Origin of the sequence: Pseudoalteromonas prydzensis (assembly GCF_011050055.1) — a bacterium.
GTDB lineage: Bacteria > Pseudomonadota > Gammaproteobacteria > Enterobacterales > Alteromonadaceae > Pseudoalteromonas > Pseudoalteromonas prydzensis_A.
Window position 1 is genome coordinate 37,481 of sequence record NZ_DRGM01000037.1, and the last position, 25,939, is coordinate 63,419.

Genomic DNA, 25,939 nt, shown 5'->3' on the forward strand with positions numbered 1-25,939 from the left:
GCTCCTTTTTTGTTGGTCTGGTTATTATTAGGCCAGCGAGCCCTCTACTTCATCAAATAACTGCGTGATCTCTTTACTTGGAGGCGGTGTTGATAAGCTCACCACTACAATCGCAATACTTGATAAAATAAAGCCCGGTATAATTTCATAGATGATACTGCTAAGGCTCTCACCATTAATGGTTATTGGCGCATAGATCCACACCAACACTGTGCCAGCACCGACAACCATGCCGCTTATCGCACCTTGTAGGTTCATTCGCTTCCAATATAAGCTTAGCAATACTAATGGGCCGAATGCAGCACCAAAACCAGCCCAAGCATTACTGACTAAATCTAAAATCGAACTATCGCGATCATAAGCCAAGTAAATAGCAAATAATGCCACTAGTAACACACTAATTCGACCCACTAAAACCAATTCAGTTTGTGAAGCACTGCGGTTTAGATAAATCTTATAAAAATCTTCAGTTAGTGAGCTTGAGCATACTAATAGCTGCGACGAAATAGTACTCATGATCGCCGCTAAAATTGCAGCAAGTAAAAAACCAGCAATTAACGGGTGGAATATCAGTTCAGATAACACTAAAAAGATTGTTTCTTTATCGTCAATTAGCATTTGGTTTTCAATCATATAAGCAGCACCAAATAATCCAGTTAACACGGCACCAATTGCCGAAAGCGTCATCCACGACATACCAATACGACGCATGGTAGGCATATCTTTAACGGATCGAACTGACATAAAACGAACGATGATATGCGGTTGACCGAAATAACCTAAGCCCCATGCCATTGCAGAAATAATCGCGATGGTAGAACCACCAGCAAACCAATCGAGCATATTAAGTGCGTGGATCTCAGTCTCTTTGGGTGAACTCAATAATAAATCATAACGTGCGTTGGCTAATGTATCCATCACCGGCTGCTCTAACATCATGTAAGTTGCTACAGGAACCGCTAGCAAGGAAATAAACATAATGCAACCTTGCACAAAGTCAGTCAAACTAACGGCTAAAAAGCCACCAAACAAGGTATAAAGTACCACCACCCCCGTGGTAACGTATAACCCTGTTTCATAACTCATTTGAAATGAATTTTCGAATAATTTACCACCGGCAACAACCCCCGATGAGGTATAAAGTGTAAAGAAAACAATAATTACAATTGCCGAGATAACACGTAATATATTTTTATTATCAGCAAAACGGTTAGCAAAGTAATCAGGGATAGTAATCGAATCATTTGCTTTTTCAGTATACACACGCAAGCGTGGTGCGACTAAAAAGTAGTTTGCCCAAGCCCCCAGTACCAAACCAATTGCAATCCATACTTTACTTAAACCAAATAGATACATTGCACCGGGTAAACCCATCAGTAGCCAACCACTCATGTCCGATGCGCCGGCAGATAAAGCCGCTACTGCTGGAGATAAACTTCTTCCACCCAACATATAACCAGATACGTCGGCGGTAGACTGCTTATATGCATATAAGCCAATACCTAGCATTACGATAAAATACGCAGCTAAAGAAATAATCATTCCAGTTTCCAAATTCGCCTCCAACTCTGAAGTTAAAACCTGGCTTTTAATCCTAATAATGACTCACAAATCAGTATTAAATCAATATGATACAAAGTCATTATTGGTGTAAAAACCATCCTAGAAGTTGACTATAGCATGCTAAGGGTGAATAACTCCAATTACTGCGATAACCATGCAACCGTATGAGGTAAAGTTGTTTTTACGAGTTAAATAACAATTTACCAATAGAATATGGTAATTAATGCTTAATTACCCTAGGATTAGATCAATGATTTCTTAAATAATCAATACTTTAGTATTTATATTGTAAATATAATTAATGCTATTTATGCTGTTTTACCTTATATTGCCCAAGTATTCGTTTAACTGATGTGGATCCATTTTTTATGTATTTTTATGCTGCACGCCAACCAATTTTAGATCGAAACAAAGAACTTGTAGGTTATGAGTTACTCTTTCGTGACGGCGTTGATAATGTGTTCCCAGATATTGATGGCGATGAGGCAACAACTCGGTTGATTGAAGGCAGCCAATTTAATTTTGGTTTAGAAGATCTCACTGATAATAAACCAGCGTATATCAACTTTACGCTGGAAACGTTACAAAAAGGCTACCCAACACTACTGGGTAAAGATCAGATTGTTGTAGAAATACTCGAAACAATTCAACCGGGGAAACGCTTACTAGCAATAGTCAAAGAGTTAAAAGAAAAAGGCTACACATTGGCGTTGGATGATTACATCCATCAACCTGTGTGGCGTCATTTTTATCCCTTTATTGATATTATAAAAATAGATTTTCTCAGTTGCGAACTGGACACTATCCATACCATAATCGAAGAAGTTAAGCCTTATCCGCATATAAAGTTATTAGCTGAAAAAGTAGAAACCTATGAAAAGTACCAATTAGCATTAGAGCTTGGCTTTGCTTACTTTCAAGGGTTTTTCTTTTCCAAACCAGAAATGGTGCAAAGTAAAACTTTGCCGCCATCGGAAATCGCATTGGCTGAACTGCTTTATGAGACCTCTGTTGTCGAGGTTAATTTAAAGAAAATTACCGACGTATTTGAGCGAGATGTAAATCTTTCCTATAAATTATTGCGTTATAGTAATTCAGCGGCATTTAAGCGCAGAGCAGAGATCAGCACCATCAAACAAGCACTCATTGTGTTAGGTGCGCAAGAGATCAAAAAGTTTTTGTCGTTATTGTTTGCTGCTCAAGTAGCTGGTGATAAACCTGCAGAATTAATACGGCTTTCGTTAACCAGAGCGCGCTTTACTGAGCTACTGGCTATAAACCACAGTAAACTCAAAGATACTGGGATGGCTTTTTTAACCGGTATGATGTCATTAATGGATGCCATATTGGATGAAGATATGGCCAGTGTAATGAAAAAACTGCCATTATCGAATGACATCAAATTAGCTTTATTAAATGATGAGGGTTTGCTGGCACAGTATCTGCGATTGGTAAAACAGTATGAGCAAGCTAACTGGCAAGGCGCGAATGCGATTCAAGGTGAGTTAGGCTTAGCGGCTGAAAAAGTGCCAGATGCCTACCATGACGCTGTACATTGGGCGAATGAGCAAATGAAAGTACTCGGTGGATAATCTCGCTTTGCTTTGAAAATAAAAATGCCAGCTTAGATGCTGGCATTTTTATTTATTTTTAAACTGCACACTAAAGGCTTTCTAAAAAGTCTTCATCGAAGTCTTCAGGCTCTTCTTCGATCGGTGGATTACCGTCATGTAGTTCATAGAGTTGACGTTGAAAGTAAATATCTTTCATAAAAATATACGGATCAAGCGATTCATTTAATAAGCTTTCTTGTGGAATTAATGAAGCACGTGCCTCAACGGCTTTCAGCACAAACACCAGCACAGTTTGTGGCGTTGTTAAGGCTATCTCCGGTAACACAAAATTATCAACCACATCACCGGTTAAATTACGTGCTGTTGAAGGGCCCATGCCGGGTAGCATTAAATAAGCACCATCGCCAATTCCCCACACACCGAGAGTTTGCCCAAAGTCTTCATCGACAATATTTAAACCAAGTGATGTAGCCACATCAAACAAGCCAAAAATACCGACCGTTGAATTAACTAAAAACCGCGCAACACTAATTCCTGCATTACCAGCCTTACCTTGTAAGCTGGCATTGATGACATCGGTTGGCGCACTAATGTTATCGGTAAAGTTAACAACACTGCGACGCACCGGAGTTGGCGTGACGGCTACATAACCAACGGCAACAGGACGCAGCACATAAGCATCCAGCACATCCATATTAAAATCGTACATTGGCCGGTTAAATGATTGTAGTGGGTCCCGCTCATCTACTTTTTCATCAGGAACTTGCGCGCATCCTGCAAGTACAAGTAATGCCAATAAAACTAAACTCTGTCTTAACATCTTTGATCCTTTTAAGGTATTAATTCATTGATAAGTAAATCATAAGCCTGAGTTTGGCTGCGCTCTAAGACTTCAGAACGCCCTTCTAACTCACCCGTTGCAGGCATTACCGAGGCATCTTTTGAAATACGCGCGGTTAAAATTATTTGCTCAACACTTGAAAGCGTTAATCCGGCAACCATGGCATTACTATCACTTAACTGCACTTCAATTGGAAAACGATAATCTGTCAACTTAACCACAGCTAATGGCATTGGCGGGCCATTGGCAGCCTTAGCAAATACAAATAAGGTGCCTTGCGTTGGCAGCTTGTCTACAAGCTGTTGCGCAAGATCAACTGTGACTTTAATAGTACTCGTTTGGGCTACGTTATTATCTTCGTCACTGCCCTGCTGAACTTGTTGCTGTGTATTTCCAGCAGTAATATTTTCTTCAATTTCAGTAATCCGCTGAGCAATCATGCTATAACGTGAGTCTTGCTTATCCATACTATTTAACAGTACTTCAAAAGCGGCTTTTGCTTGTAACCAATCATGACGTTCATAAGCAATTAACGCCAACAATGAAATAGCATCAAGGTTAGTTGGATCGTCTTTAAGCACTTTAGAGAGCATACCAGCAGCGCGGGTCATATTAGCATCGCTGCCCTCAAGTAATAACACTTGGCTATAACTGATCAGCACAGGCATATTGTCAGGATCCAGACGCAGCACTTTATCAAATGACTGTTGCGCCATATCGTATTCGTTCAGTGACATAGCAACCCGGCCAAGTAACATCCAGGCCACTTGATCATCACCACTTTGGGCAAGTTTAGTACGTAACCCTAACGCAAATGCTTGCAATTCATTTTGGCTTAGAGGCTCACCTTGTTGCATTACAGCTCGCTCACCGTAGGCAGGTAAATTATCCATCGCACTGTGCCAATTCTGCAATTGTTGCTGGGAGCCCGTCGCAGTATAAAATATAACTGTAAACGCCACCAAAAAGGCACTGCCTGTTAATGCAAAGATACGGTTGTTACCTTTACTCATTAGCGACTTTTCAGGTGATAACTCATTCAGTAAACGGCGTTTAAGTTCAACCACCGATTCATCATGGTTAACTTGATCGATACGTTGCTCTGACAAATCGTTCGCCAACTCACCAAGACGCTGATGAAAAATAGCAATAAGCTCTGAGTTAGCATTGTAAGTAAGGCTTTGTACGCGCTCTTTACTCAAAAAAGGCAGAGCAACAAACGCCACAGCTAATAAGGTTAATAATACAAAAGCAACCCACATTAGTATCATTTAAATCTGCTCCTGACGTTCGTTTTGCGCAATGAGCTTGGCTAATTGCGCTTCATCTTGCTCACTCCATGTTTGTTTAACCGCGGCCTTTCGTTGCCGAAAAATAATAAACCCAAAACCAAATACCACAATCAATATCGGTAAGACCCACAACACCAATGTTGCTGGTGTAACAGGAGGGTCGTAATGAACAAAATAACCATAACGGTCAATCATATATGCAATCACATCGTCTTTCGATTTGCCCTCTTTCACTAAAGCTAATACTTTTTCGCGAAGATCTTTAGCAACCACGGCATCTGAATCGGCAATATTTTGATTCTGACATTTAGGGCAACGTAATTCTTTGGTCAACTCTGAAAAGCGTTGTGCTTGTTCATTGTTATCAAACTGATAACGGTCTTGTTCAGCCATAGCGATGCCACTGATAAGCATGATCAATACAACTAAAAAATATTTCATGGCTGTAACTCCTGCATTAAGGGCGCAAATTTAGCACGCCAGACTCGCGGGTTTATATCGCCGGTGTGATGCAATAAAATAGTGCCTTTACTGTCCACTAAAAAAGTCTCCGGCGCACCCGACACACCTAGATCAAGGGATAAAGTGCGGTGTAAATCAAGAATATTAAACTGATACGGATCACCGGCCCGACTTAGCATTGACTTAACTTCTTCACGCAGCGCTGGCAAATCAAATTCACCATCAAAATCGGCATCATAACTTTGCACATAGTAAAGCCCGATAATTTTAACGCCTTGCTCACGCAATTGGCTTAAATAATCTAATTCAGCTAAACAAGTAGGACACCAAGTGCCCCAGACATTAAGTAAATAGACATCGCCTTTTAATTGGCTATCCTGCCAACGCTTTGAGTCCTGCATTAAATCAGGTAAATCAAAAGCTGGCATTGGCTGACCTAAACGGCCAGTTTGCAGTTCTCGAGGATTAGAAAACAAACCTTGGAATAAAAACACACATACTAAAGCAAATGCTAGCAGCGGTATCAGCGCTAATAATTTGCGATTCATACTAACTGCTCCTCTGATTTATCAGACTTCTTTTTGCTCGTGCGATAGCGTCGATCACCCAAAATCATAAAGCCAGCGAGTGAAATCAACACACCACCAATCCACATCCAACGTACATAGGGTTTATGATAAATTCGCAGTGACCAACCACCGTTACTTAACTGCTCACCCAACGCCAAATATAAATCGCGGGTAAAACCAGCATCAATTGCCGCTTCAGTCATAAATTGCATACCAATATCATAGCGGCGCTTTTCAGCATGCAATACGGTAACTAGCTTATCATTTTTCAGGACACTCACTTCTCCCGCATGGCCACTGTAGTTTGCCCCACGAATAGTATTCACCCCTTCAAAACGATACTGGTATTGATTTAACTCTACGATCTCGCCCGGTTTCATTGAGACATCACGCTCAACAGAATACGCCGAGGTTAACGTAACGCCCGCAATAACAAAAGCGATACCAATATGACCTAACACCATTGCCCAATAACTAAGCGCTAGCCTTTTAAGGCCTTGGCTAAAATTAGTTTGTACGGTTGCTTTAACATACAAGTCAACACCGGTAGTCACCACAATCCATACCGCAAGTGTGGTTGCCAATAACGTTAAAGGTGCAACAACGGCATAGCTTGAATACAACCAAGTGGCTGTTATAACAATGCTTATTAGCGCAGCAGTAAGTAATTTATTTTGCAAAAAAGACCACTTATTTTGCTTCCAACGTAGCAAAGGCCCTATGCCCATTAGAATGGCAAACGGTACCAAAAGAATGGCAAACATTTTATTAAAAAACGGTTCGCCAATTGAAATGCTGCCTAAGCCCATTTCTTTATGCACCATAGGTAATAAAGTACCCAGTAACACAATAAAAGTAGCCACCACTAAAAATATATTATTGAGCCATAATGCCACTTCACGTGATACCAGCTTATAACGTCCTTCACTGCGCACTTGCGATACTCTAAAGGCGTATAACGTTAATGCGCCACCGACGACGATCGCTAAAAACGCTAAGATAAATAACCCGCGATCAGGGTCGGTTGCAAAGGCATGTACAGACACGATAATGCCAGAGCGAACAATAAATGTGCCCAGTAAACTCAATGAAAATGCCGCTATAGCAAGTAGTACTGTCCATGATTTGAACACACCGCGTTTTTCAGTTACCGACAATGAGTGCAATAATGCCGTTGCCACAAGCCATGGCATGAGTGATGCGTTTTCAACGGGATCCCAGAACCACCAACCGCCCCAGCCAAGCTCAGAATAAGCCCACCAGCTACCAATTGTGATGCCTAAGGTTAAAAAGCCCCACGCAGTCATAGTCCACGGACGTGACCATTTAGCCCAGGTATTATCTAGCTTACCGGTTAATAACGCTGCAATAGCAAATGAAAATGACACAGATAGTCCCACATAGCCCATATACAGCAAAGGCGGATGGATGATCATGCCAGGGTCTTGCAATAACGGGTTGAGGTCGCGACCTTCAACAGGAAAATACGGCAGTAATAATTCAAACGGGTTCGACATCCACAGGGTATAAAGCATAAAGCCAACCCCTAAAAAGCCTAACACGCCCAGTACACGTGCTCGCAATATCCAAGGTAGTGAGTTAGAACGCACCGCAACGACTGCAGTCCAACCTGCTTGCATCACTAACCATAACAAAATAGCGCCTTCATGGCCGCCCCAAGTCGAAGTGATTTTATAATACCAAGGTAAAGTACTGCTGGAATGATACGCTACGTATGCAACAGTAAAGTCATCAGTTAAACTTGCGTAAATAAGGGCTGCGAATGCCAACAGCACAAATACAAATTGGCCAACGGCTAATGAAGGCGCTGCACGCATTAGTCGTAAATTACCAGTATATGCGCCCCATAAAGGAAAAATACACAATAAAACACTCAGCACCATGGCCAGTGTTAGGGAAAAATAACCGATTTCTGGGATCATCTTAATTGCCACTTTCTAAGTTATATTTAGGTTTCTCATGTTTGATTCCCTTTACCGCTTCAGCAACTTCAGCTGGCATGTATTCTTCATCATGCTTTGCCAATACTTCAAACGCTTCAATTACATTCGGTTCAACCAACACCCCTTGCGCCACAATCCCTTGTCCCTCACGAAATAAATCCGGCAAAATACCTTGGTATTTAATCGTGACTAAAGGGCCAGTATCAATTAATTTAAAGCTGACTTGTAAGCTGGTTTCATCTCTGATCACAGAGCCTGGAACCACCATGCCACCAATACGTAATTTTTGACCAATATGTGGTTTTTCTTTAGCTGGGCCTTTACCTTCGACTAATTCACTCGGGGTATAAAATAAATTAATGTTCTCTTGCAGCGCATACAGCACTAAACCAATTGCAGCCCCAACACCAAATACAATGGCTGCTACAGCTAACAGACGTTTTTTGCGTCTTGGATTCATAGTTGTTGCTCCTGTTTAGCCTGCTGAATACGCGCTTCTCGTTCAGCTTGTTGCTGCACAGAAGCCATAATGCGCTTGGTATCATTTAAAGAACTAACTAAAATACCTAACAAAATCAATGCACATGTACCAAAAGAGAGCCATACATAAAAACCATAGCCGCCCATGGCAATAAAATCAGAAAAAGAATCAAACTGCATAACTAGCCCCTATTTAACAACTGACGCACCCAAGGGCGGTGCTTCTCACGTTGTAAAATTTCATTTTTAAGACGCATCAACGTCACCGTACCAACAAAACCAGCGAAGGCGACTATATTTACCATTAATGGCCAAAACATACTTGAATCAATAGCTTTCGTGTCAAACTTAGTAATAGTGGCACCTTGATGCAGGGTGTTCCACCACTCAACCGAAAAATGGATAATTGGCAGATTAATAACCCCGACAATCGCCAAAATAGCTGCAGCACGACCCGCTGCTTTTTTATCTTCAAAGGCATGGTATAAAGACAACACACCTAAATATAAAAATAATAGAATGAGCTCAGAGGTAAGCCGTGCATCCCACACCCACCATGCCCCCCACATAGGTTTGCCCCATGCAGCGCCGGTGATTAATGCGATGGCTGTCACACAAGCACCAACAGGTGCAATAGCAATCACTGCCAATTCAGCATTACGAAGTTGCCATACTAAAGCGATCACTGCCGCAATCGCCATCGATGAATAAGCCCCCATCGATAGGATCGCTGAAGGGACATGAATAAAAATGATACGATAACTGTCTTTTTGCTGATAGTCGGCAGGCGCATAGGCTAACCCCCAGACCCAACCAACGAGCATACAGACAACCGTTATCACGGCAAAATAGGGCAGTAACGTATTACATAATTGATATGCACGATCTGCTTTAGCGTAGGGATGTAACCACTTCCACATATTAACTTACACTCACTTTCAATGCTGACGATATGGCGATTGGTGCGCTGATAATAGCAATGACGAGCATCGCACCAAGAATAGCAAGCTGACCACTATAATCCAGCGACATAGTGCTGGTATCAATAGCGGACGTTGCAAAAATTAACACTGGGATATACAAAGGTAATACGAGCAAACTCATCAAAATGCCCCCTTTTTGTAACCCCACGGTAAGCCCAGCACCAATGGCGCCGATAAAACTAAGTAATGGTGTACCTAACAATAAAGTAAGCACAGTCGCTATTAACGCTTGATTGTCTAGGTTTAGCAACAGTGCAAACAGCGGTGTCATTAACACCAGTGGTAAGCCAGTAATCAACCAATGGGCGACGACTTTGCCAAGTACTGTTAGCGGTAACGGATATGATGAAGCAATTAATTGCTCTAAACTACCATCATTAAAATCATCACGAAATAACTTATCTAACCCTAACATGGTTGATAGTAATGCAGCGACCCAAATAATGCCCGGCGCCATACGCGCAAGAAGACCCGGTTCAGGGCCAATCGCTAGCGGGAATAAAGTAATAACAATCAAAAAGAACAAAATGGGATTAACAATTTCAGCACGCTGGCGAAAGGCCAACTGTAAGTCTTTTTTACAAACGGCACTAAACAGCTGCCAATATGAATGTTGGCGTAACATCAGTGTCGGTACTCCAGCGTCACGGTTTGTAACTGTGCAAAGTGGGTAGTTAAGTCTTGATGGGTGGTTAATAAAATCGCCCCACCTTGCTCAAGGTGAGTTAAAAATCGTTGTTGTAAAAACGCAACACCGGCTTTATCTAGCGCTGTAAAAGGTTCATCAAGTACCCATAACTTCGCATCATTAAGCCACAGTCGAATCAATGCAACACGGCGCTGTTGCCCTGCTGATAAAGTACGCACTGGCACATCTTCAAGGCCGACTAAACCAATTTTAGCCAGTAACGGATACAGGTCTTGAGCGGTGTTATAACCTTGTATTTGCAACCAAAAGCGTAGATTTTCAATCGCACTCAGTTGGTTATTTACGCCGGTTTTATGACCGATAAACAATAACTCACGGGCAAACTCATCATAATTTTTTACAATCGATTCACCCTGCCACATCACTTGCCCTTCATCAGGCGCAGAAAAACCCGCAATTATACGCAATAATGATGTTTTACCAGCCCCGTTTGGGCCTGCTAATTGCATGATTTGACCTGATTTCAAGCGGAAATTAAGATCCGCAAACAAACAACGGTCTTGCTTGATGCAGGTGACGGACTTAATGTGTAACAAGATGATGATTCTCTATACCCAAAATTAGGCGTTAGTCTAGCATAATGATAGGGTAATACGAATAATGCTTTACACCGATTAATGAAAACTTGATGTAAAATAATGAATAAACCTACACAGATAACATTAGCCAATTCGCTTTCTGTCAGTCATTCGTCGCACAATGGCGCAGGACAGCAAATACCAGTTCTGGGCGAACAAACGCTCAGTGCCAAAAATATTGTATTTGCTAAAGGCTCAGTGCAGCTGGAAGTGTACGTTGACAAACATTGGCAAACATTACGCTTAGCTACCACTGAGTCGCAAAGTACCCCAGCAAGAATTGCCAGTGCCGATATTCAACTTAGTCATGATGGTAAGCAACTGACTATTTTGCCAACACAAACAGCAATAAGTCTGCATCAAACAAAGCAATTACAAAGCATTTTAAATTTTATCAACAGCGGTGATCAACTCAACAATAAGCCATTGTCATTACAAATTATTTTACAGCCTGCTGCAAAATTACTATTAAACCAATTAGATGCCAGTATTCCTGTTAATAAAGAACTCGCACAACTATTACATAATGAAACAGGGCTGAAAGCCATTATCACCCCAAACAGTCGCAATTTTACCTTGAGTATAGTTAACCGTTTTGCTGATACTTTGCACCAACAACCAATCAGCCAAGCAAAACTTGCGGTTTGGTTAACTAAGCTGGTACCGCAAGGGCAACTTCAGTTAGATAAAAACACGATAACCCTGAGTTTTAATAATTATAACGGTAATCTCAAACTGACTGTGCCGCCCAGCAATAACCAACTTCACAGCCAACACCAAGCCAATACAGTGGCGCAAAAAGTACAACTCATCGCTGTTAATGAACAACTTATAATCAAAACACAACAACCTAAAATAGCTTTGTTGCTAAAAAATTCATTAACCCACACTTTTCAGGCACTGGTACAGAAAAGCCAACTATCAACACCGACAAATTTTCCTACAACGCCAGTCAGCCCATCACTAGTCAGTAGCAGTCCGATCAGCTCGTGGCTACAGCACAGTTTTGCCGATTTAAAAACCCGTATCAACGATGCAGTACGCTATTTTGAAAGTAAACCATTTAGTCAGCTTAGCCCAAGCAGCGCTAAACCTAGTATGGCGACCTCAACCCAGCGGCTAATACAGGCGCCACAAACAGAGCAAACCTTGTTGCCAAAATCGTTAACGCGAATAAACCTTGCGGCACTGGCAGTTAACCATCCCCAGCCATTGCAAGCAGATATAAGTCAAGCGACATCATTACCTAAAAACTTTCATCAAGCCCCCCCATTGGTGCAGATATTCCAGCAATTAAAAGCGGGCTTAGCCAGCATTACACAAGCAATACAATTACCCATGGCAGTAGCCGCCCCACTGCAGCCAAATAAAACGGCACTGACTGAACCAGTACATAAAAATACACCAGCAACGACTGAGCAAACTAAGGCTACATCGGCAGTTAATTCACAAAATATTGCTGTTACATCACCACAAAAACAGCAACAAGCTGGCCCTTTACTATCCAGCTCAAACCCAAGCAGTGACAGTAAACCTATTGGCACGGCAACTAACCACGGCGAAGCTCTCGCAAAAACAGTAAAAAACGCTGTTGCAGATCAAAGCATCCAAAAAAATGACGTGCAACCACCACTGCTTGCAACCACAGCTAAAGTGAGTACTAACAAAACAGAGCAACTCGCAGCACTTTCATTACCCACGCAGTTAAAAGGGCCGCTTACAACAGGTTTACCAATCAGTCAGTTAAGCTTGCCACTAGAAGCCAAATTGCTGGCGTCGCTACTAAAAACTCCTCTCGAAAAACCATTACCTAATTTTAACATCTCCGCAGCCCGTGATAAGCAGCAAGTCGCGGCGCAAATCGATAAATTTATCAATACTAAAGTCAGTGATAATGTTGATTTGAATCGATTAGTTAATCAGGCTTTTAGCCGGATGATTGATAGTCAATCGCTGCAACCGTTAACCATTCAACGAGAAATACTCAGCGTTTTGCGCCCTGAAAGCTTAACCCCAAGTGCGCTGCAAAATAGTTTTAGCCAATCCCTTGAACACTTAGCGGTGGGTATTTTAGCCACCCCAAGCTTGGCGAATATCAGTGCCTTAAATTTTAACAGTCAAAGTTCATTAGATGCCCTACTACAAGTATTAGTACCAAACTTTAAAGCGACTAATCCGCAAAAACTCCAAGAGCAATTACTGCAACCGCAATCACAAGCATTGGCCGCGGAGCTGAGCCAAATAAAAACGGCAATCAGCCAAGTTAATAGTACTCCTATTAATCAGCAGTCGGATACAAATCCGTTGGTACAGTTTTTATTACCGATGCGACTGCCACCGGACACTGCACAAACCGAAATATCATTAGGACAATATAAAAAACCCAGTAAAGATCAACTCGAAGGAAAAAATGTTTGGTTTGTCCGGCTTAATTTTGATTATGCCGAGCTGGGTCAGTTGCAGATCACCGCAGAGTTGATGGATAAGGCACTCGATTGCCAATTGCTGGCATCAAGCCAAGAGGTTACAGCAATGGCGCATCCTCACCTTGAAAGTCTGCGCCATAAACTCACTGCTCATGGCTTACAGGTAGGCGAACTGGCACTTAGTCAAGGCGCGCCACAACACCAAGCATTTTACCAATCCCATGCCATTATTAATATAAAGGTTTAGACTATGAGTGAAAGTTCTCAACATAAATCTGCAATTGGCTTACTTTACGAAGCAGGCCGCGCACCAACAGTAGCCAGTAAAGGATTTGGCAAGCTGGCAGAAGAAATTATTAAAGTCGCGGAAGAAAAAGGCATTTTGATCCACAAAGATGAAGCCTTGGCAAAAACATTATCGCATTTAGAGCTAGGTGAGGAGATCCCCAAAGAGTTGTATTATGTGATTGCCGAGTTGATTGCTTTTTCGTATGTACTACGGGGAAAGTTTCCACCAGGCTGGCAAGACTTTCAAGGTAAGTTAAATATTAAGGCTTAAGCAGCAAAAAAGCGCTAATTAGCGCCCTTTTGCTGATGTAACGACATTAATAATTCAGCTTCGGCGCGAGGCAGCTCGCATTCACGAATGATCTCTTCGAGATCCGCGCCTAACTCAACCATTTTGACTGCACGAGAGTAAATTTTCGCATCAGGATCATCATACTTTTGCGCATCTTGTAATTGCGCTAATTCCTGATTACGCTGCTCCACAGCAACTAACCGCTTGCCAATACTTAGCATACCGGTACGCATTTCAGCCACTTCACTGCGTAAAATACTCAGCTGTTGTTGTGCTTCTTGCAGTTGCAGCGTTCGACTTTTTAACGCTGCAACGTGTTTATTATTATTGATAAAAATTAGCCCCAAACATACTATAACAAGTAACAATGAGACGCCAAGCAACGAGTATACCAACATAGTTCTTCCGTAAGCGTTATAAACCGCTCAGCTCGTCCCACTCTTCATCATTTAGCAATTTGTTTAAATCAACTAAAATCAATAATTCGCCATCGCGATTACTTACACCTTGGATAAACTTAGCACTTTCTTCTGTGCCAATGTTTGGTGCGCTGTCGATTTCTGAGCTGCGTAAATAAACCACTTCAGCGACACTGTCAGCGAGAATACCAATAACTTGCTCTTCTGCTTCGATGATCAAAACCCGTGAATTATCCGTTGCCTCAGCCGACATTAAACCAAATCGTGCGCGGGTATCAATAACGGTTACAACGTTACCACGTAGGTTAATGATCCCTAATACATAGCTTGGCGCGCCAGGTACTGGCGCAATTTCTGTGTAACGCAAAATCTCTTGGACTTGCATTACATTTACGCCATAGGTTTCTGATTCCAGCTTAAAAGTGACCCATTGCAATACTTCATCATTGCCGTCGGTATTTTTACTGGTTGATAATAATCTTTGTTCACTCATGTTAGTACTCCGAATATCGTTACTGCTCGCGGCTATCTAAGCCCTGCTCTAATAATTGATTTAAGCTTTGCACATCAATTAAGGCACACATTTTTTCTTTAATTACACCTGCAAGCCAAGGCCGTTTACCACTTTTAGCTCGCCATTTCACATCCTCACTACGAAGTGTGATGTTATTTACTAGCTTTTCTGCCAACAATCCCCATTGGCTATCACCTAAGGTGATCAAGTATTGGTAGTTTAATTTGTCTTCTAACTCTTGGGTATACTTTTCTGGCATCACCCAACGAGCGGTATCAACCACATTCAGGTTTTCTTCACGATTGAGCATAACCCCTTTAAACCATTTAGGTTTACCAAACAGTTGGTTTACTTCACCTAATTGATGAATGCCCCCAAGCGCCTTGAGGGGTACTGCAAGGGTCAGCCCCGCTACTTCAAAAAATAATGCTTGAAATTCGCCATCAAAGTAATCCTCTTGACGTTGTACTGGCGTTTTCGCTTCAACGACATCAAGTTGTCTATTAACTTTAGCTATATCATTGATATTAGCTTGGATCTGCGGTTTCTCAAGGGATGGTGTAATTTGTGGCGGTATTTCTTCTTCAGCACTTGGTTTTGGCTCATCCAGTGCACCTGGTTGCACAATCGTTTGCTGCGACGCTTTCGCTGGCATTTTATTGCTAGTGTCTGTCGATGAAACTTGTTCGAGTAATTTTGCAACCGGTTCTAAGTCCGTCGACTTTTCTTCTTCGCACAGTAAAGCCCCCAAGTACTGGGTCATTACTTTTTCATTAGCAAATAATTGCTTACTCATTCATTAACCTTGTTCAATTAAATAATCGAGTAATGCACGATAAGCATAAACACCTCTTGAGCGTGGACAATACTGAACCGGTACTTGCTGGGCTAAACTTGCATCACGAAACTTCGTATCTACAGGTATTACCCCTGGCCAAACCTTTTCTTGGTAGCTCTGCTGTAATGTTTTATATGCCTCGAGGGATGCATTGGTGCGCTTATCATACATTGTCGGAATAATGGTATATTGATACTGCTTTGATTGCGAGCTTTGCATTAATTCCATGGTTCGCATCATGCGGTCCAGCCCTTTTAGCGCTAAAAACTCCGTTTGCACCGGCACTAAAATCCGTTCACTGGCAGCCAACGCATTCACCATTAAAACACCCAGCACTGGCGGACAATCTAATATAGCATAATCATAATGTTCACTGATTTTTGTTAGCGCTTTTTTTAAAATCAACCCCATCCCCGTTTTATTACCCATACTGCGATCTAAGGTGGCTATCGCCATGGTAGCAGGCAAAATGTCTAAATTATCAATATTTGATGGGCAAAGCGCTTGTAAAATCTCTTCACTGACCATCGCGCTACCACGGGCAAATACATCATATACACTGACTTCTAAATCTTCAGAGTCAATGCCAAAGTAATAGGTTAAAGATGCATGGGGATCAGTATCAATCAGTAATACTCGCTTTCCTTGCAGCGCTAATATGCCAGCTAAACTCACAGCCGTGGTGGTTTTCCCTACTCCGCCTTTTTGATTCGCTACCGTCCAGATTTTCACATCACACCTTATTTTTTTTCATTGCGCGTTGTAATTCGTATGCCACCATGTGGGAGTTGGATCACTTTAATGCTGTTATCATCACTTGGCAACTCAATTGCTTGCGGCTCTGCTGCTAGTTGCTGCGTTTCTAGCTCCTCAGCGACTGCTGGTTTCGCTGGTAAACCATATTTAGATAATGCCACCACTACTTTACGATTTTCTGCACGACCTTGCTCGGTGTCATTCTCGGCGAAGGGTGAATACTGACCATAGCCTTCTATAGCCATTCTCGCAGGATTAATGCCCAGCGTATCTAGTTCGACTAAAATAGAAGTGGCCCGTGCCACAGACAGCTCCCAGTTTGAACGAAACATTTCATTATGAATAGTTTCATTATCGGTATAACCACGAACACGAATGTAATTATCAACGGGCGCAATTATATCTTTTACTAATTTGATCACTTGTTTTGCACGTAAGTGTGCCACGGCACTACCACTTGAAAACAACATCCCAGAGCTTAATTCAATAATCAACCAATCTTGGTGTAGCTCTAAACTGGCTTCGCCGTCGCGTATTTCATCAATTAAAGCTGATTGCAGTTTAGTCAGTAAACTATCCAGAGGTTTACCTAAATGCTTTTGTTTTATATTACTCGTATCACTTTGACCATCAAGCAGTTCAGGGCCAACTTCTTGCTTTTGAATACTTTCACCAAACAGTAGTTCTTTCTCAGGGCTGACTCTATCGGTTAATAAACCAGTGCCAGTTACGCCCTGGCCTGCTTGGGAATGCTGACGAGCTGATTTATCAAAAACTTGCTCCAGCGAATCAGATAAAATTTGAAAGCTTTCTTCTTTATTGATAGCAATGGCATACATCACCACAAAAAAAGCAAACATAATAGTCATGTAATCGGCATACGAAACCAGCCAACGCTCAGTATGTTGATTTTTATTCGATGAATGGCGAAGACGGCGGCGTATCATTATTGTTGTAACTGAGTTGGTCGCTCAACGCGATACGCTTCAAGTTTAAGCTCAATATTGACCGGACTATCGCCTTGGCTCATCGCAATAATTCCTTCAGCGAGTAGCTCATGGTAAAGCATTTTTTGTTCAACTTGCTGCTGCAGTTTGTTAGCCATTGGCAAAAACAATAAATTGGCTAAGCCAACACCGTAAATAGTCGCGATAAATGCCGTTGCGACACCGGCTCCTAATTTTTCGGGATCAGTGATAAACGACATCGCCTGAATAAGCCCAAGCACCGCACCTAAAATACCAATGGTAGGGCTGTAACCGCCCAACGCTTCATAGACACGACTGGCCTCAAGTAAACGCTCACGCTCCAGTAATAAATCAATTTCGAGTGTGTCTCTGAGCTTTTGCTCACTATTACCATCAATGAGTAAACTCAACCCTTTGGCAACGTAAGGGTCTGAGTGCGTCAACGCAATCTCTTCTAGTGCCAAATACCCTTCTTGACGCGCTTTCTGTGACCAACTTTTAACTTGCTCAATTGCCCCATCAATATCATGACTCGGCGGAAAAAACACCCAATGACTAATCTTTAATACTTTGCTAAAAGTACTGGCGGGTGTTTGCAGCATCACCGCTCCGAGTGTGCCACCGAGTACAATTATCAATGCTGGGCCATTAAATAATGCGCTAACGACCCCACCTTCCAATGAATAACCAAAGCCAATTGCAAAAAGTGCAACTAACAGGCCTAAAAATGACAGTTTATCCACAACCAATCTCACGAACTAACCGAGTAGCAACGTCGCTAAGCGCAATACTTGCCGATGATAATCCTGCACTTGTAACCGCTTGCGGCATGCCATATACCACACTAGTTTTTTCATCTTGTGCCCAAATAGTGGCGCCAGCTTGTTTCAACATTCTTGCACCATCGCGTCCATCGGCCCCCATGCCAGTAAGCACAACAGCGAGTACATCCCCCTGAAAGGCTTTCGCAGTACTGGCAAAAGTGACATCGACACTCGGTTTATAAGTGATCCGCACACTATCGTCTTCAAAAACCCGCAGTGTACGATTAGCACCGCGCCCTTCAATCAACATTTGTTGACCACCGGGTGCCAAATAAGCCACGCCAGGCATTAATTTATCCCCCTGTTGAGCTTCTTTTACTTGTATTTTACACAAACCATTTAAGCGGGCAGCAAACGCAGGTGTAAACGCTGCAGGCATATGCTGTATTAACAAAATTGGGTGTGGGAAATTAGCCGGTAACTGAGTCAAAATCGTTTGTAGTGCAACTGGCCCACCCGTAGAGGTACCAATGGCGACAATTTGATATTTTTTTCCTGATGCACGAATATTCGCGGTTGGGCTAGGCGCAGTACTGCGGTTAAAACTTCGATCAGGCTGAGTAATTGCAGGTCGTGTTGTAGTCGCTGTAGACGTGGGCGTCACTGGCGTTGTTGCTGTAGGCCGACTAAAACGTGATAATCGTCTGCGGCCAATTTCTTTTACTTTATTTTGTAGTAGTTTAATCGCGTCTTCATTATTACGGGCAATATCTTCAAACTTTTTCGGTAAAAAATCCAAAGCACCTGCATCAAGCGCATCTAAGGTAGCTGTTGCGCCATCACGAGTCAGTGAAGAAAACATCAGGATTGGCGTTGGGTTGGCTGCCATGATCTCTTTGACAGCACTAATCCCATCAAGCACCGGCATTTCAACATCCATAGTGATTACGTCTGGTCGTAATTGATTTGCTTTGTCTACGGCTTCTCGGCCGTTTACTGCAAAACCAATGACTTCAATATCCTTATCTTGCTCGAGTATTTCGCTCACTCTACGGCGAAAGAAACTTGAATCATCAACAACTAAAACTTTAACTGCCATTGGCATACTCTTGTTAAATTTTATCTGTGAGAGCCATGTTTAGCTCTCACAATAAGATAAGAATTGGACTAACCTGCGTAGTGTTTTAACAGGTTTGGCACATCTAAGATCAGCGCTATTCCGCCGTCAGAGGTGATCGTTGCACCTGCCATACCCGGTGTTCCTTGTAGTAAAGCATCAAGCGGTTTAATAACCACTTCTTCTTGACCAATCAATGAATCCACTACAAAACCAACTTGTTGCGTACCTATTTGTACAATTACAACATGGCCTTGCGCTTTGCGTAATGATCTGTCTGCACCTTTAACTAACCAATGTTCTAAATAAAACAACGGTCGTGCTTTCTTACGCACAATAATAGTTAATTGACCATCAACAACATTCGTTTTAGTTAGATCTAGGTGGAATATTTCATTAACACCAGCCAGTGGTAATGCAAATGTTTGCTCACCGACAACCACCATCAATGTCGGCAAAATAGCCAACGTTAACGGAACTTTAATTTCTAGGATTGTGCCAACACCTAGCTCAGATTGAATACTCACAGAGCCATTAAGCTGGGTAATTTTGGTTTTCACCACATCCATACCTACGCCACGGCCTGAAATATCCGAGATCTGCTCTTTGGTTGAAAAGCCAGGTGCAAAAATGAGGTTATACGCTTCCGTATCAGACAAGCGCGCTGCTTGTTCGTGGTCAAGTACCCCTTTATTAATGGCAATTTTTTTCAGCTTTTCAGGATCCATACCCGCCCCATCATCACGAATGGTAAGCAAAATATGGTCACCCTCTTGAGATGCTGACAATGTCACGGTACCTGTGCGCGATTTACCTGCAGCTTCACGCACATCTGGCATTTCAATACCATGGTCAACTGAATTACGTACTAAGTGGACAAGTGGATCAGCCAGTGCTTCAACTAAGTTTTTATCTAGATCGGTTTCTTCACCAACCAATAACAGGTTAATGTCTTTTTTCAAGCTACGCGCTAAATCTCGTACCACACGAGGGAAACGACCAAACACTTTCTTGATTGGTTGCATCCGCGTTTTCATCACCGCACCTTGTAAATCTGCTGTCACTACATCAAGGTTAGAGATGGCTTTACCCATCGCTTCGCTTTCAGTATTGGTGGCAAGGCTCACTAAACGATTACGAACTAATACTAACTCACCGACCATATTCATTATTTGATCGAGGCGCTTAGTATCAACGCGCACTGTGGTATCGGCTTGTGGTGGTGGCGCTTTTTTAGCCGCAGCAGGGGCTGGCGCAGGCGTTGCTGTAGGGGTTGGCTTTTCAACCGCCTTACTTGCTTCACTTGGAGCTGGTTTTTTAATTTCAGGCTTAGCGGCAACAGCAGCGGATGGCGTTGGCGCAGGTGCTGATTCTGTCGCTTGGGGAGCACTTCCTTTACCATGCAGTTCATCAAGTAAAGCTTCAAATTCATCATCACTGATTTCATCTGGGTTGGTGCTTTTCGGCGCTTCAATCGGCGCGGGGTTAGGAGCAGCAGCTTGGCTACTTGCAGTATTGTTGCTCACCATACCAAAGCTGCCAACACCATGTAATTCATCTAATAAGTTGTCAAATTCGTCATCAGTAATATCACTGCTCGATGAATCATTATGCACTGAACCGGTTGTGGTTATTGGGCTTTGGCCTTTACCATGCAGCTCATCGAGTAAACTTTCAAATTCATCTTCAGTAATTTCATCAATTTGAGTATCATTTTGGTCACTATCTACCTGACCATCAAATAATAAGTCAAATGCAAATGGATCGTCATCATCTAAAATAGCATCAGCATCTACGACTGGTGTAGGTGTCTCATCCACTGATGCTGCTGCACCACTGATTTCATCAGCAGTTGGCGGCAAACCTAACTTATGTAAAACGGCGAGTAGTTCAGGATTGGCAGGCTCTGGCTTTTCTCTGCTTTGGATAGTCGCGAACATTTCGTTAATTGTGTCGAGCGCTTGCAGGATAACATCCATCAGCTCAGAATTAACTTTTCGCACGCCTTGGCGTAATAAATCAAACACGTTCTCAGCGCCGTGACAAGCATCGACTAACTCAGTCATACTTAAAAAGCCAGCGCCACCTTTGACCGTATGAAAACCACGAAAAATTGCATTGAGTAATTCGGTATCATCTGGGTTATTTTCAAGCTCCACCAGCTGTTCTGACAAAAGCTCAAGAATTTCTCCAGCCTCTACTAGAAAATCTTGTAAAATATCTTCATCGACTTCAAAGCTCATGCAGTTTTCTCCTCTTAGAAGCCCAAGCTTGATAATAAATCATCTACATCATCTTGCCCTGAGACAACATCATCACGAGATTCTTTATCAATAATTGGCCCTTCAGGGCCTGCAAGTGTATTTTCAGCAGGCGGTTTTTCAATGGCTGGTGCTATTGTTTTTGTTTCGCTATCATCTTGGCTGCCAAATGCGGTTAACAAGTGGATCAAGCTGTCTTCTACTTCTCTAACTAATTCGATCACCCGACGGATAACTTGACCAGTCAAATCTTGGAAATCTTGCGCCATTAACACATTGGTCATCAGCCCTTGCAATTCATCCGTTTTAGCTTGTGAGTTATTCATGAAGTTATCTAAGCTATGACAGAGTGTTTTAAACTCTCCCAGCTCAATTTCACGATTCATGAGACGGTCCCACGTAGGTTTGATATGTGAAATTTCATCTGCAAGTTGTTGAGCAATTGGTAAGCTTGCTTCTACCGCATCCATGGTCTTGTTGGCAGCGTTTTCTGTCATTTCCATAACATAATTAAGGCGCTGCTTAGCATCAGGGATAGCTTCAGTCGTCAAGTCAGCTAAACGTGTATCAAGCTCAAAATTTTTCAACGCGTCATGAAGCTGACGCGTCAGTTTGCCTACTTCGGCGAATAATTCTGATTGCTCTTTTGACGCCGCATCAATAATTAATTGATCAGCTTTTTCTTGTTCACCGTTTTCAAGGTAAACCACAAGCTGACGGGCTTGTTCTAAACTGATCTGAGGCGCAGCTGGTGCTGACATAAGCCTCTCCTATTTATTTAACCTAAACGCTCAAACACTTTTTCCAATTTGGTCTTAAGTGTTGCAGCTGTAAATGGTTTAACGATATAGCCGTTAACACCAGCTTGGGCAGCAGCAACTATTTGTTCTTTTTTAGCTTCTGCTGTTACCATCAAAACTGGAAGATGTTTCAGGCTGTCATCGGCCCTAATAGCGCGCAACAAATCAATCCCTTGCATGCCCGGCATGTTCCAATCTGTTACCACAAAATCAAATTCTTGATTCTGTAACATCGGTAAAGCTGTTGAGCCATCATCAGCTTCTTGTACATTTGTAAAACCCAAATCTCTTAACAGATTTTTGATAATACGTCTCATCGTCGAAAAATCATCAACAACAAGAATTTTCATGTTTTTATCCAAAACATCCTCCGGTGAGGTCTGAACCTATATTTACTTACTACTAATTTATCCAGTCATTGATTTTTGCTTTGAGCTTAATCATCGCCTGACCATGTATCTGACTCACACGCGATTCGCTTACATCGAGTATATGTCCAATCTCTTTTAAATTCATTTCATCGTTATAATACAGCGACAATACTAACCCATCTCGTTCAGGTAAAGATTGTATAGCCGTTAACAATGATTGATTAAAACGTTCATTTTTAACGTTATTAAAGGGCTTGTCTAGCGCTAAATCATGTCCCACAGGGGTAATTACATCTTCATCAACCCCTAAGTCCTCTATTCCTAGCACTTTACTTGAATTGACATCATTAAGAATATGATGGTACTCATCCAGTGTAATATCAAGTTTTTCAGCAACTTCAATGTCTTTCGGCGCGCGATTAAGTTCGCTTTCTAGTTCGCTGATAGCCTCTGCTACTTTGCGGCTATTACGATGTACAGAGCGAGGAGCCCAATCGCCACGACGCATTTCATCAAGCATCGCACCGCGAATACGAATACCTGCAAAGGTTTCAAAGCTTGCGCCTTTACTTGCATCAAAGTTTTTTGATGCTTCAATTAACCCTATCATCCCCGATTGAATTAAATCATCGAGTTGCACACTCGCAGGTAAACGAGCGATTAAATGACACGCTACTTTTTTGACCAGAGAAGCATGTCGTTCAACAATCACATTTAAATTTTGTGTAGATTGATATCCCATCGCTTTATTCACCGATGCCGTCATAATTAGCCGTTTACTAGTTTTTCTATGAAAAATTCTAAATGGCCAGAAGGTTGATTAGGTATAGGCCATTTAACTGCTTTTGTCGCTAATGTTTTAAATGCTATTGCCGCAGGAGAACTTGGAAATAAATCAACAATCACTTTTTGCCGGCGCGTTGCTTTACGCATATTTTCATCATAAGGGACGGTTGCCACCAACTCCATCGATACATCCAAAAAGCGATCTGTTACTTTTGAGAGTTTAGCAAATAGTTCATGGCCTTCACGCATACTGCGCACCATATTAGCCACGATTTTAAATTTATATACGCCATGCTCACGGCTTAATACCTTGATTAATGCATAAGCATCGGTGATTGAGGTTGGTTCATCACATACTACCACCATGACATCTTGCGCTGCGCGCGAAAAACTTAATACCATGTCAGAAATACCAGCAGCAGTATCAACGATTAATATATCAAATTCGGTATTTAATTCGCTAAAAGCACGGATCAAACCGGCATGCTCAGAGGGAGAAAGTTCGACCATGCTTTGTGAGCCAGAAGTTGCAGGCACTATTTTTATTCCTGCAGGACCTTCGACTAAAATTTCATCAAGTTCACATTCACCTGATAATACATGAGATAGGTTGCGCTCTACTCGCAGTCCTAACATCACATCACAATTTGCCAAACCTAAATCGGCATCCAGTACTAATACTCGGTTTCCGAGTTGACCTAACGCAATCGCAGTGTTTAGTGAGACGTTAGTTTTACCAACCCCTCCTTTACCACCTGTGACAGCGATAACTTTAACGCCGTTATTATTGTTTTGACTCATTTTACGCAGGCCACTTGCTTGATCTAATACTGTGTTAATCATACATCCCTACTGTGCTTGACGCTACTGCTTGACGTCTTGAATGTTGTGCTTTTGTTCTTTTTAAATACAATTGTTCAGCTTTTTTTACTAATTTCTCTGCATTAGCGACCCGAATGTCCTCAGGAACGCGCTGACCGTTAGTAAGATACCCTATTGGGAGGCGATTTTGAATCGCTATACTGATAATCTCACCTAAACTTAGCGATTCGTCTAATTTAGTGAAAATACAGCCACTTAATTGTACTTTTTTAAAGTGCCTTACGGTTTCTTGTAACACGTTAATTTGTGCTGTGGCGCTAAGTACCAAATAGTTACGAATATCGACACGTTGATTACGCATTAGCGTATTTAATTGCTCGGTTAAGCGTAAATCACGTTGGCTCATGCCAGCGGTATCTATTAATACTAGACGCTTATTGCGTAAATGATATAAAACTTCTGCTAATTCATTGGCATCTTTTACTTGTTTTACACCACAGCCGATAATACGGCCATAAGTAGCTAATTGCTCATAAGCACCAATACGGTAAGTATCAGTAGTAATAAGTGCGACTTTATCAGCGCCGTACTTCTGTGCACCGAGGGCGGCAAGTTTAGCCACCGTGGTTGTTTTACCGACCCCCGTTGGGCCAACAAGTGCATAAACTCCGCCTTGGCGTAAAATTTCATTGTTCGTAGTATGCATTTGGTTTTCAACCATTTGCAACAGTGCTTGCCATGCTTGCTGACGTGATACATCATCAGGAATGAAACAGGCCATTTGCTCTGCGACTTCACTGTCGATGCCCATACCCACTAAGCGGTCAATCATGCAAGCACGAGTTGGATCGCGACGAGCCATATCTTGTTGCATTAAACCCGATACTTGATATTCAAGTAATTGACGCATCGCGGCCATTTCATCACGCATTGCGCTGATCTCATCAGTTTTTGCTGCGCTTTTGGTTGCCACTGGCGTATCTAAATCATCAAAACCACTTTCAAGCTCATCATCAAAACCTAAGCTGTGTGCTTGTGTTTGTGGACGAGGCGCGCTATCGCGACGAGCAAAATCATTATGTGCTTGAGGTTCATGGCGAGTTTGCGGTGCTTGATGTTGTTGCTGTGGCTGATACTGAGTTGCAGTATCAATCCCTGACTGGCTGAACATTGAGGCAAGCTCAGGTGAGCGCGGACGTGGTGATTGACGCTCTAATAATGCTTGTAGGCTGTCAGCTACCGCGGCTTGCGGTTCAGGCTGTGTACGTTGCGGCGCAGGTTTCACAAAGTTAGCATTGGTTTGTGCTTGTGCCATTGTAACTTGTGGCTGTGCTGGTGCTTTAGGGGCAGCTTTTTCATAATCAACGGCGGCGACAATCTCGACTCCATTGGCTAACTTTTTATTTGACATGATAACAGCATCTACACCGAGTTCATCTTTCACTTCTTTCAGTGCGGTACGCATATCTTTAGCAAAAAAACGTTTTATTTTCATGGTTCAA

The 25,939-nt window shown here is 42.2% G+C and carries 27 protein-coding genes; 3 read left to right on the forward strand and 24 right to left on the reverse strand.

Annotated features, from left to right (window positions below):
* Positions 1-27: 27 nt before the first annotated feature.
* Positions 28-1,542, reverse strand: a complete 1,515-nt coding sequence (putP, locus tag ENH88_RS03055; RefSeq protein WP_304179305.1) for a sodium/proline symporter PutP — start codon at positions 1,540-1,542, stop codon at positions 28-30.
* A gap of 389 nt (positions 1,543-1,931) precedes the next feature.
* Here putP and ENH88_RS03060 point away from each other — a divergent pair, with 389 nt between their 5' ends.
* Positions 1,932-3,155: an EAL and HDOD domain-containing protein gene (locus ENH88_RS03060; RefSeq protein WP_304179307.1), complete on the forward strand. Its 1,224-nt coding sequence runs from the start codon at positions 1,932-1,934 to the stop codon at positions 3,153-3,155.
* A gap of 70 nt (positions 3,156-3,225) precedes the next feature.
* Here ENH88_RS03060 and ENH88_RS03065 read toward each other — a convergent pair whose 3' ends face one another.
* Genes ENH88_RS03065 through ccmA form a run of 10 tightly spaced genes read right to left on the reverse strand, consistent with a single transcriptional unit; the run spans position 3,226 to position 10,973 of the window.
* Complete coding sequence (locus ENH88_RS03065; protein ID WP_304179309.1) at positions 3,226-3,957, reverse strand: MlaA family lipoprotein; 732 nt, start codon at positions 3,955-3,957, stop codon at positions 3,226-3,228.
* Positions 3,958-3,968: 11 nt separating this feature from the next.
* A complete protein-coding gene (gene ccmI, locus ENH88_RS03070) occupies positions 3,969-5,249 on the reverse strand; it encodes a c-type cytochrome biogenesis protein CcmI (RefSeq protein WP_304179311.1) in 1,281 nt (426 codons plus the stop codon).
* Positions 5,250-5,711, reverse strand: coding sequence for a cytochrome c-type biogenesis protein (locus ENH88_RS03075; RefSeq protein ID WP_304179313.1), 462 nt, complete (start codon positions 5,709-5,711; stop codon positions 5,250-5,252).
* Positions 5,708-6,280: a redoxin family protein gene (locus ENH88_RS03080; protein WP_304179314.1), complete on the reverse strand. Its 573-nt coding sequence runs from the start codon at positions 6,278-6,280 to the stop codon at positions 5,708-5,710. The genes ENH88_RS03075 and ENH88_RS03080 overlap by 4 nt, the downstream gene beginning before the upstream one ends.
* Positions 6,277-8,244 carry a heme lyase CcmF/NrfE family subunit gene (locus tag ENH88_RS03085; RefSeq protein ID WP_304179317.1) on the reverse strand — a complete coding sequence of 656 codons (1,968 nt, stop codon included), beginning with the start codon at positions 8,242-8,244 and terminating at the stop codon, positions 6,277-6,279. The genes ENH88_RS03080 and ENH88_RS03085 overlap by 4 nt, the downstream gene beginning before the upstream one ends.
* Before the next feature lies 1 nt (position 8,245).
* Positions 8,246-8,725 carry a cytochrome c maturation protein CcmE gene (gene ccmE / locus ENH88_RS03090; protein ID WP_304179319.1) on the reverse strand — a complete coding sequence of 160 codons (480 nt, stop codon included), beginning with the start codon at positions 8,723-8,725 and terminating at the stop codon, positions 8,246-8,248.
* A complete protein-coding gene (gene ccmD, locus ENH88_RS03095; protein WP_304179321.1) occupies positions 8,722-8,925 on the reverse strand; it encodes a heme exporter protein CcmD in 204 nt (67 codons plus the stop codon). The genes ccmE and ccmD overlap by 4 nt, the downstream gene beginning before the upstream one ends.
* Before the next feature lie 2 nt (positions 8,926-8,927).
* Entirely contained in the window at positions 8,928-9,665 is a 738-nt protein-coding gene (locus ENH88_RS03100; protein WP_304179323.1) for a heme ABC transporter permease, read from the reverse strand.
* Between the two features lies 1 nt (position 9,666).
* Positions 9,667-10,353 carry a heme exporter protein CcmB gene (gene ccmB / locus ENH88_RS03105; RefSeq protein WP_304179325.1) on the reverse strand — a complete coding sequence of 229 codons (687 nt, stop codon included), beginning with the start codon at positions 10,351-10,353 and terminating at the stop codon, positions 9,667-9,669.
* Positions 10,353-10,973, reverse strand: coding sequence for a cytochrome c biogenesis heme-transporting ATPase CcmA (gene ccmA / locus ENH88_RS03110; RefSeq protein ID WP_304179327.1), 621 nt, complete (start codon positions 10,971-10,973; stop codon positions 10,353-10,355). Before ccmA ends, ccmB begins: the two co-directional genes overlap by 1 nt.
* 102 nt (positions 10,974-11,075) lie before the next feature.
* Here ccmA and ENH88_RS03115 point away from each other — a divergent pair, with 102 nt between their 5' ends.
* Together ENH88_RS03115 and ENH88_RS03120 are read left to right on the forward strand one after the other, a co-directional pair.
* On the forward strand, positions 11,076-13,688 hold the full coding sequence (locus ENH88_RS03115; protein WP_304179329.1) for a flagellar hook-length control protein FliK: 2,613 nt from the start codon (positions 11,076-11,078) through the stop codon (positions 13,686-13,688).
* Positions 13,689-13,691: 3 nt separating this feature from the next.
* A complete protein-coding gene (locus ENH88_RS03120) occupies positions 13,692-14,000 on the forward strand; it encodes an EscU/YscU/HrcU family type III secretion system export apparatus switch protein (protein WP_304179330.1) in 309 nt (102 codons plus the stop codon).
* A gap of 14 nt (positions 14,001-14,014) precedes the next feature.
* Here the strand turns inward: ENH88_RS03120 and ENH88_RS03125 are convergent, their stop codons facing one another.
* From ENH88_RS03125 to flhF, 13 genes are all read right to left on the reverse strand, one after another.
* Positions 14,015-14,419, reverse strand: a complete 405-nt coding sequence (locus ENH88_RS03125; RefSeq protein ID WP_304179332.1) for a DUF2802 domain-containing protein — start codon at positions 14,417-14,419, stop codon at positions 14,015-14,017.
* Between the two features lie 16 nt (positions 14,420-14,435).
* Positions 14,436-14,933, reverse strand: a complete 498-nt coding sequence (locus tag ENH88_RS03130) for a chemotaxis protein CheW (RefSeq protein WP_064666556.1) — start codon at positions 14,931-14,933, stop codon at positions 14,436-14,438.
* Between the two features lie 19 nt (positions 14,934-14,952).
* Entirely contained in the window at positions 14,953-15,750 is a 798-nt protein-coding gene (locus ENH88_RS03135; RefSeq protein ID WP_304179334.1) for a chemotaxis protein CheW, read from the reverse strand.
* Between the two features lie 3 nt (positions 15,751-15,753).
* Positions 15,754-16,524, reverse strand: a complete 771-nt coding sequence (locus tag ENH88_RS03140; protein WP_304179336.1) for a ParA family protein — start codon at positions 16,522-16,524, stop codon at positions 15,754-15,756.
* A gap of 8 nt (positions 16,525-16,532) precedes the next feature.
* Positions 16,533-17,495: a flagellar motor protein MotB gene (locus ENH88_RS03145; RefSeq protein ID WP_304179339.1), complete on the reverse strand. Its 963-nt coding sequence runs from the start codon at positions 17,493-17,495 to the stop codon at positions 16,533-16,535.
* Entirely contained in the window at positions 17,495-18,259 is a 765-nt protein-coding gene (locus ENH88_RS03150) for a flagellar motor protein (RefSeq protein ID WP_304179341.1), read from the reverse strand. Before ENH88_RS03150 ends, ENH88_RS03145 begins: the two co-directional genes overlap by 1 nt.
* A complete protein-coding gene (locus tag ENH88_RS03155; protein WP_304179343.1) occupies positions 18,252-19,379 on the reverse strand; it encodes a protein-glutamate methylesterase/protein-glutamine glutaminase in 1,128 nt (375 codons plus the stop codon). The genes ENH88_RS03150 and ENH88_RS03155 overlap by 8 nt, the downstream gene beginning before the upstream one ends.
* A 68-nt stretch (positions 19,380-19,447) precedes the next feature.
* Entirely contained in the window at positions 19,448-21,640 is a 2,193-nt protein-coding gene (locus ENH88_RS03160) for a chemotaxis protein CheA (RefSeq protein ID WP_304179345.1), read from the reverse strand.
* A gap of 14 nt (positions 21,641-21,654) precedes the next feature.
* Entirely contained in the window at positions 21,655-22,419 is a 765-nt protein-coding gene (locus ENH88_RS03165) for a protein phosphatase CheZ (protein WP_304179347.1), read from the reverse strand.
* Positions 22,420-22,436: 17 nt separating this feature from the next.
* Complete coding sequence (gene cheY, locus ENH88_RS03170; protein ID WP_304179349.1) at positions 22,437-22,820, reverse strand: chemotaxis response regulator CheY; 384 nt, start codon at positions 22,818-22,820, stop codon at positions 22,437-22,439.
* Positions 22,821-22,860: 40 nt separating this feature from the next.
* On the reverse strand, positions 22,861-23,571 hold the full coding sequence (locus ENH88_RS03175; protein ID WP_304179434.1) for an RNA polymerase sigma factor FliA: 711 nt from the start codon (positions 23,569-23,571) through the stop codon (positions 22,861-22,863).
* Positions 23,572-23,597: 26 nt separating this feature from the next.
* On the reverse strand, positions 23,598-24,458 hold the full coding sequence (locus ENH88_RS03180) for a MinD/ParA family ATP-binding protein (protein ID WP_304179351.1): 861 nt from the start codon (positions 24,456-24,458) through the stop codon (positions 23,598-23,600).
* Entirely contained in the window at positions 24,451-25,932 is a 1,482-nt protein-coding gene (gene flhF, locus ENH88_RS03185; protein ID WP_304179352.1) for a flagellar biosynthesis protein FlhF, read from the reverse strand. The genes ENH88_RS03180 and flhF overlap by 8 nt, the downstream gene beginning before the upstream one ends.
* Positions 25,933-25,939 lie beyond the last annotated feature (7 nt).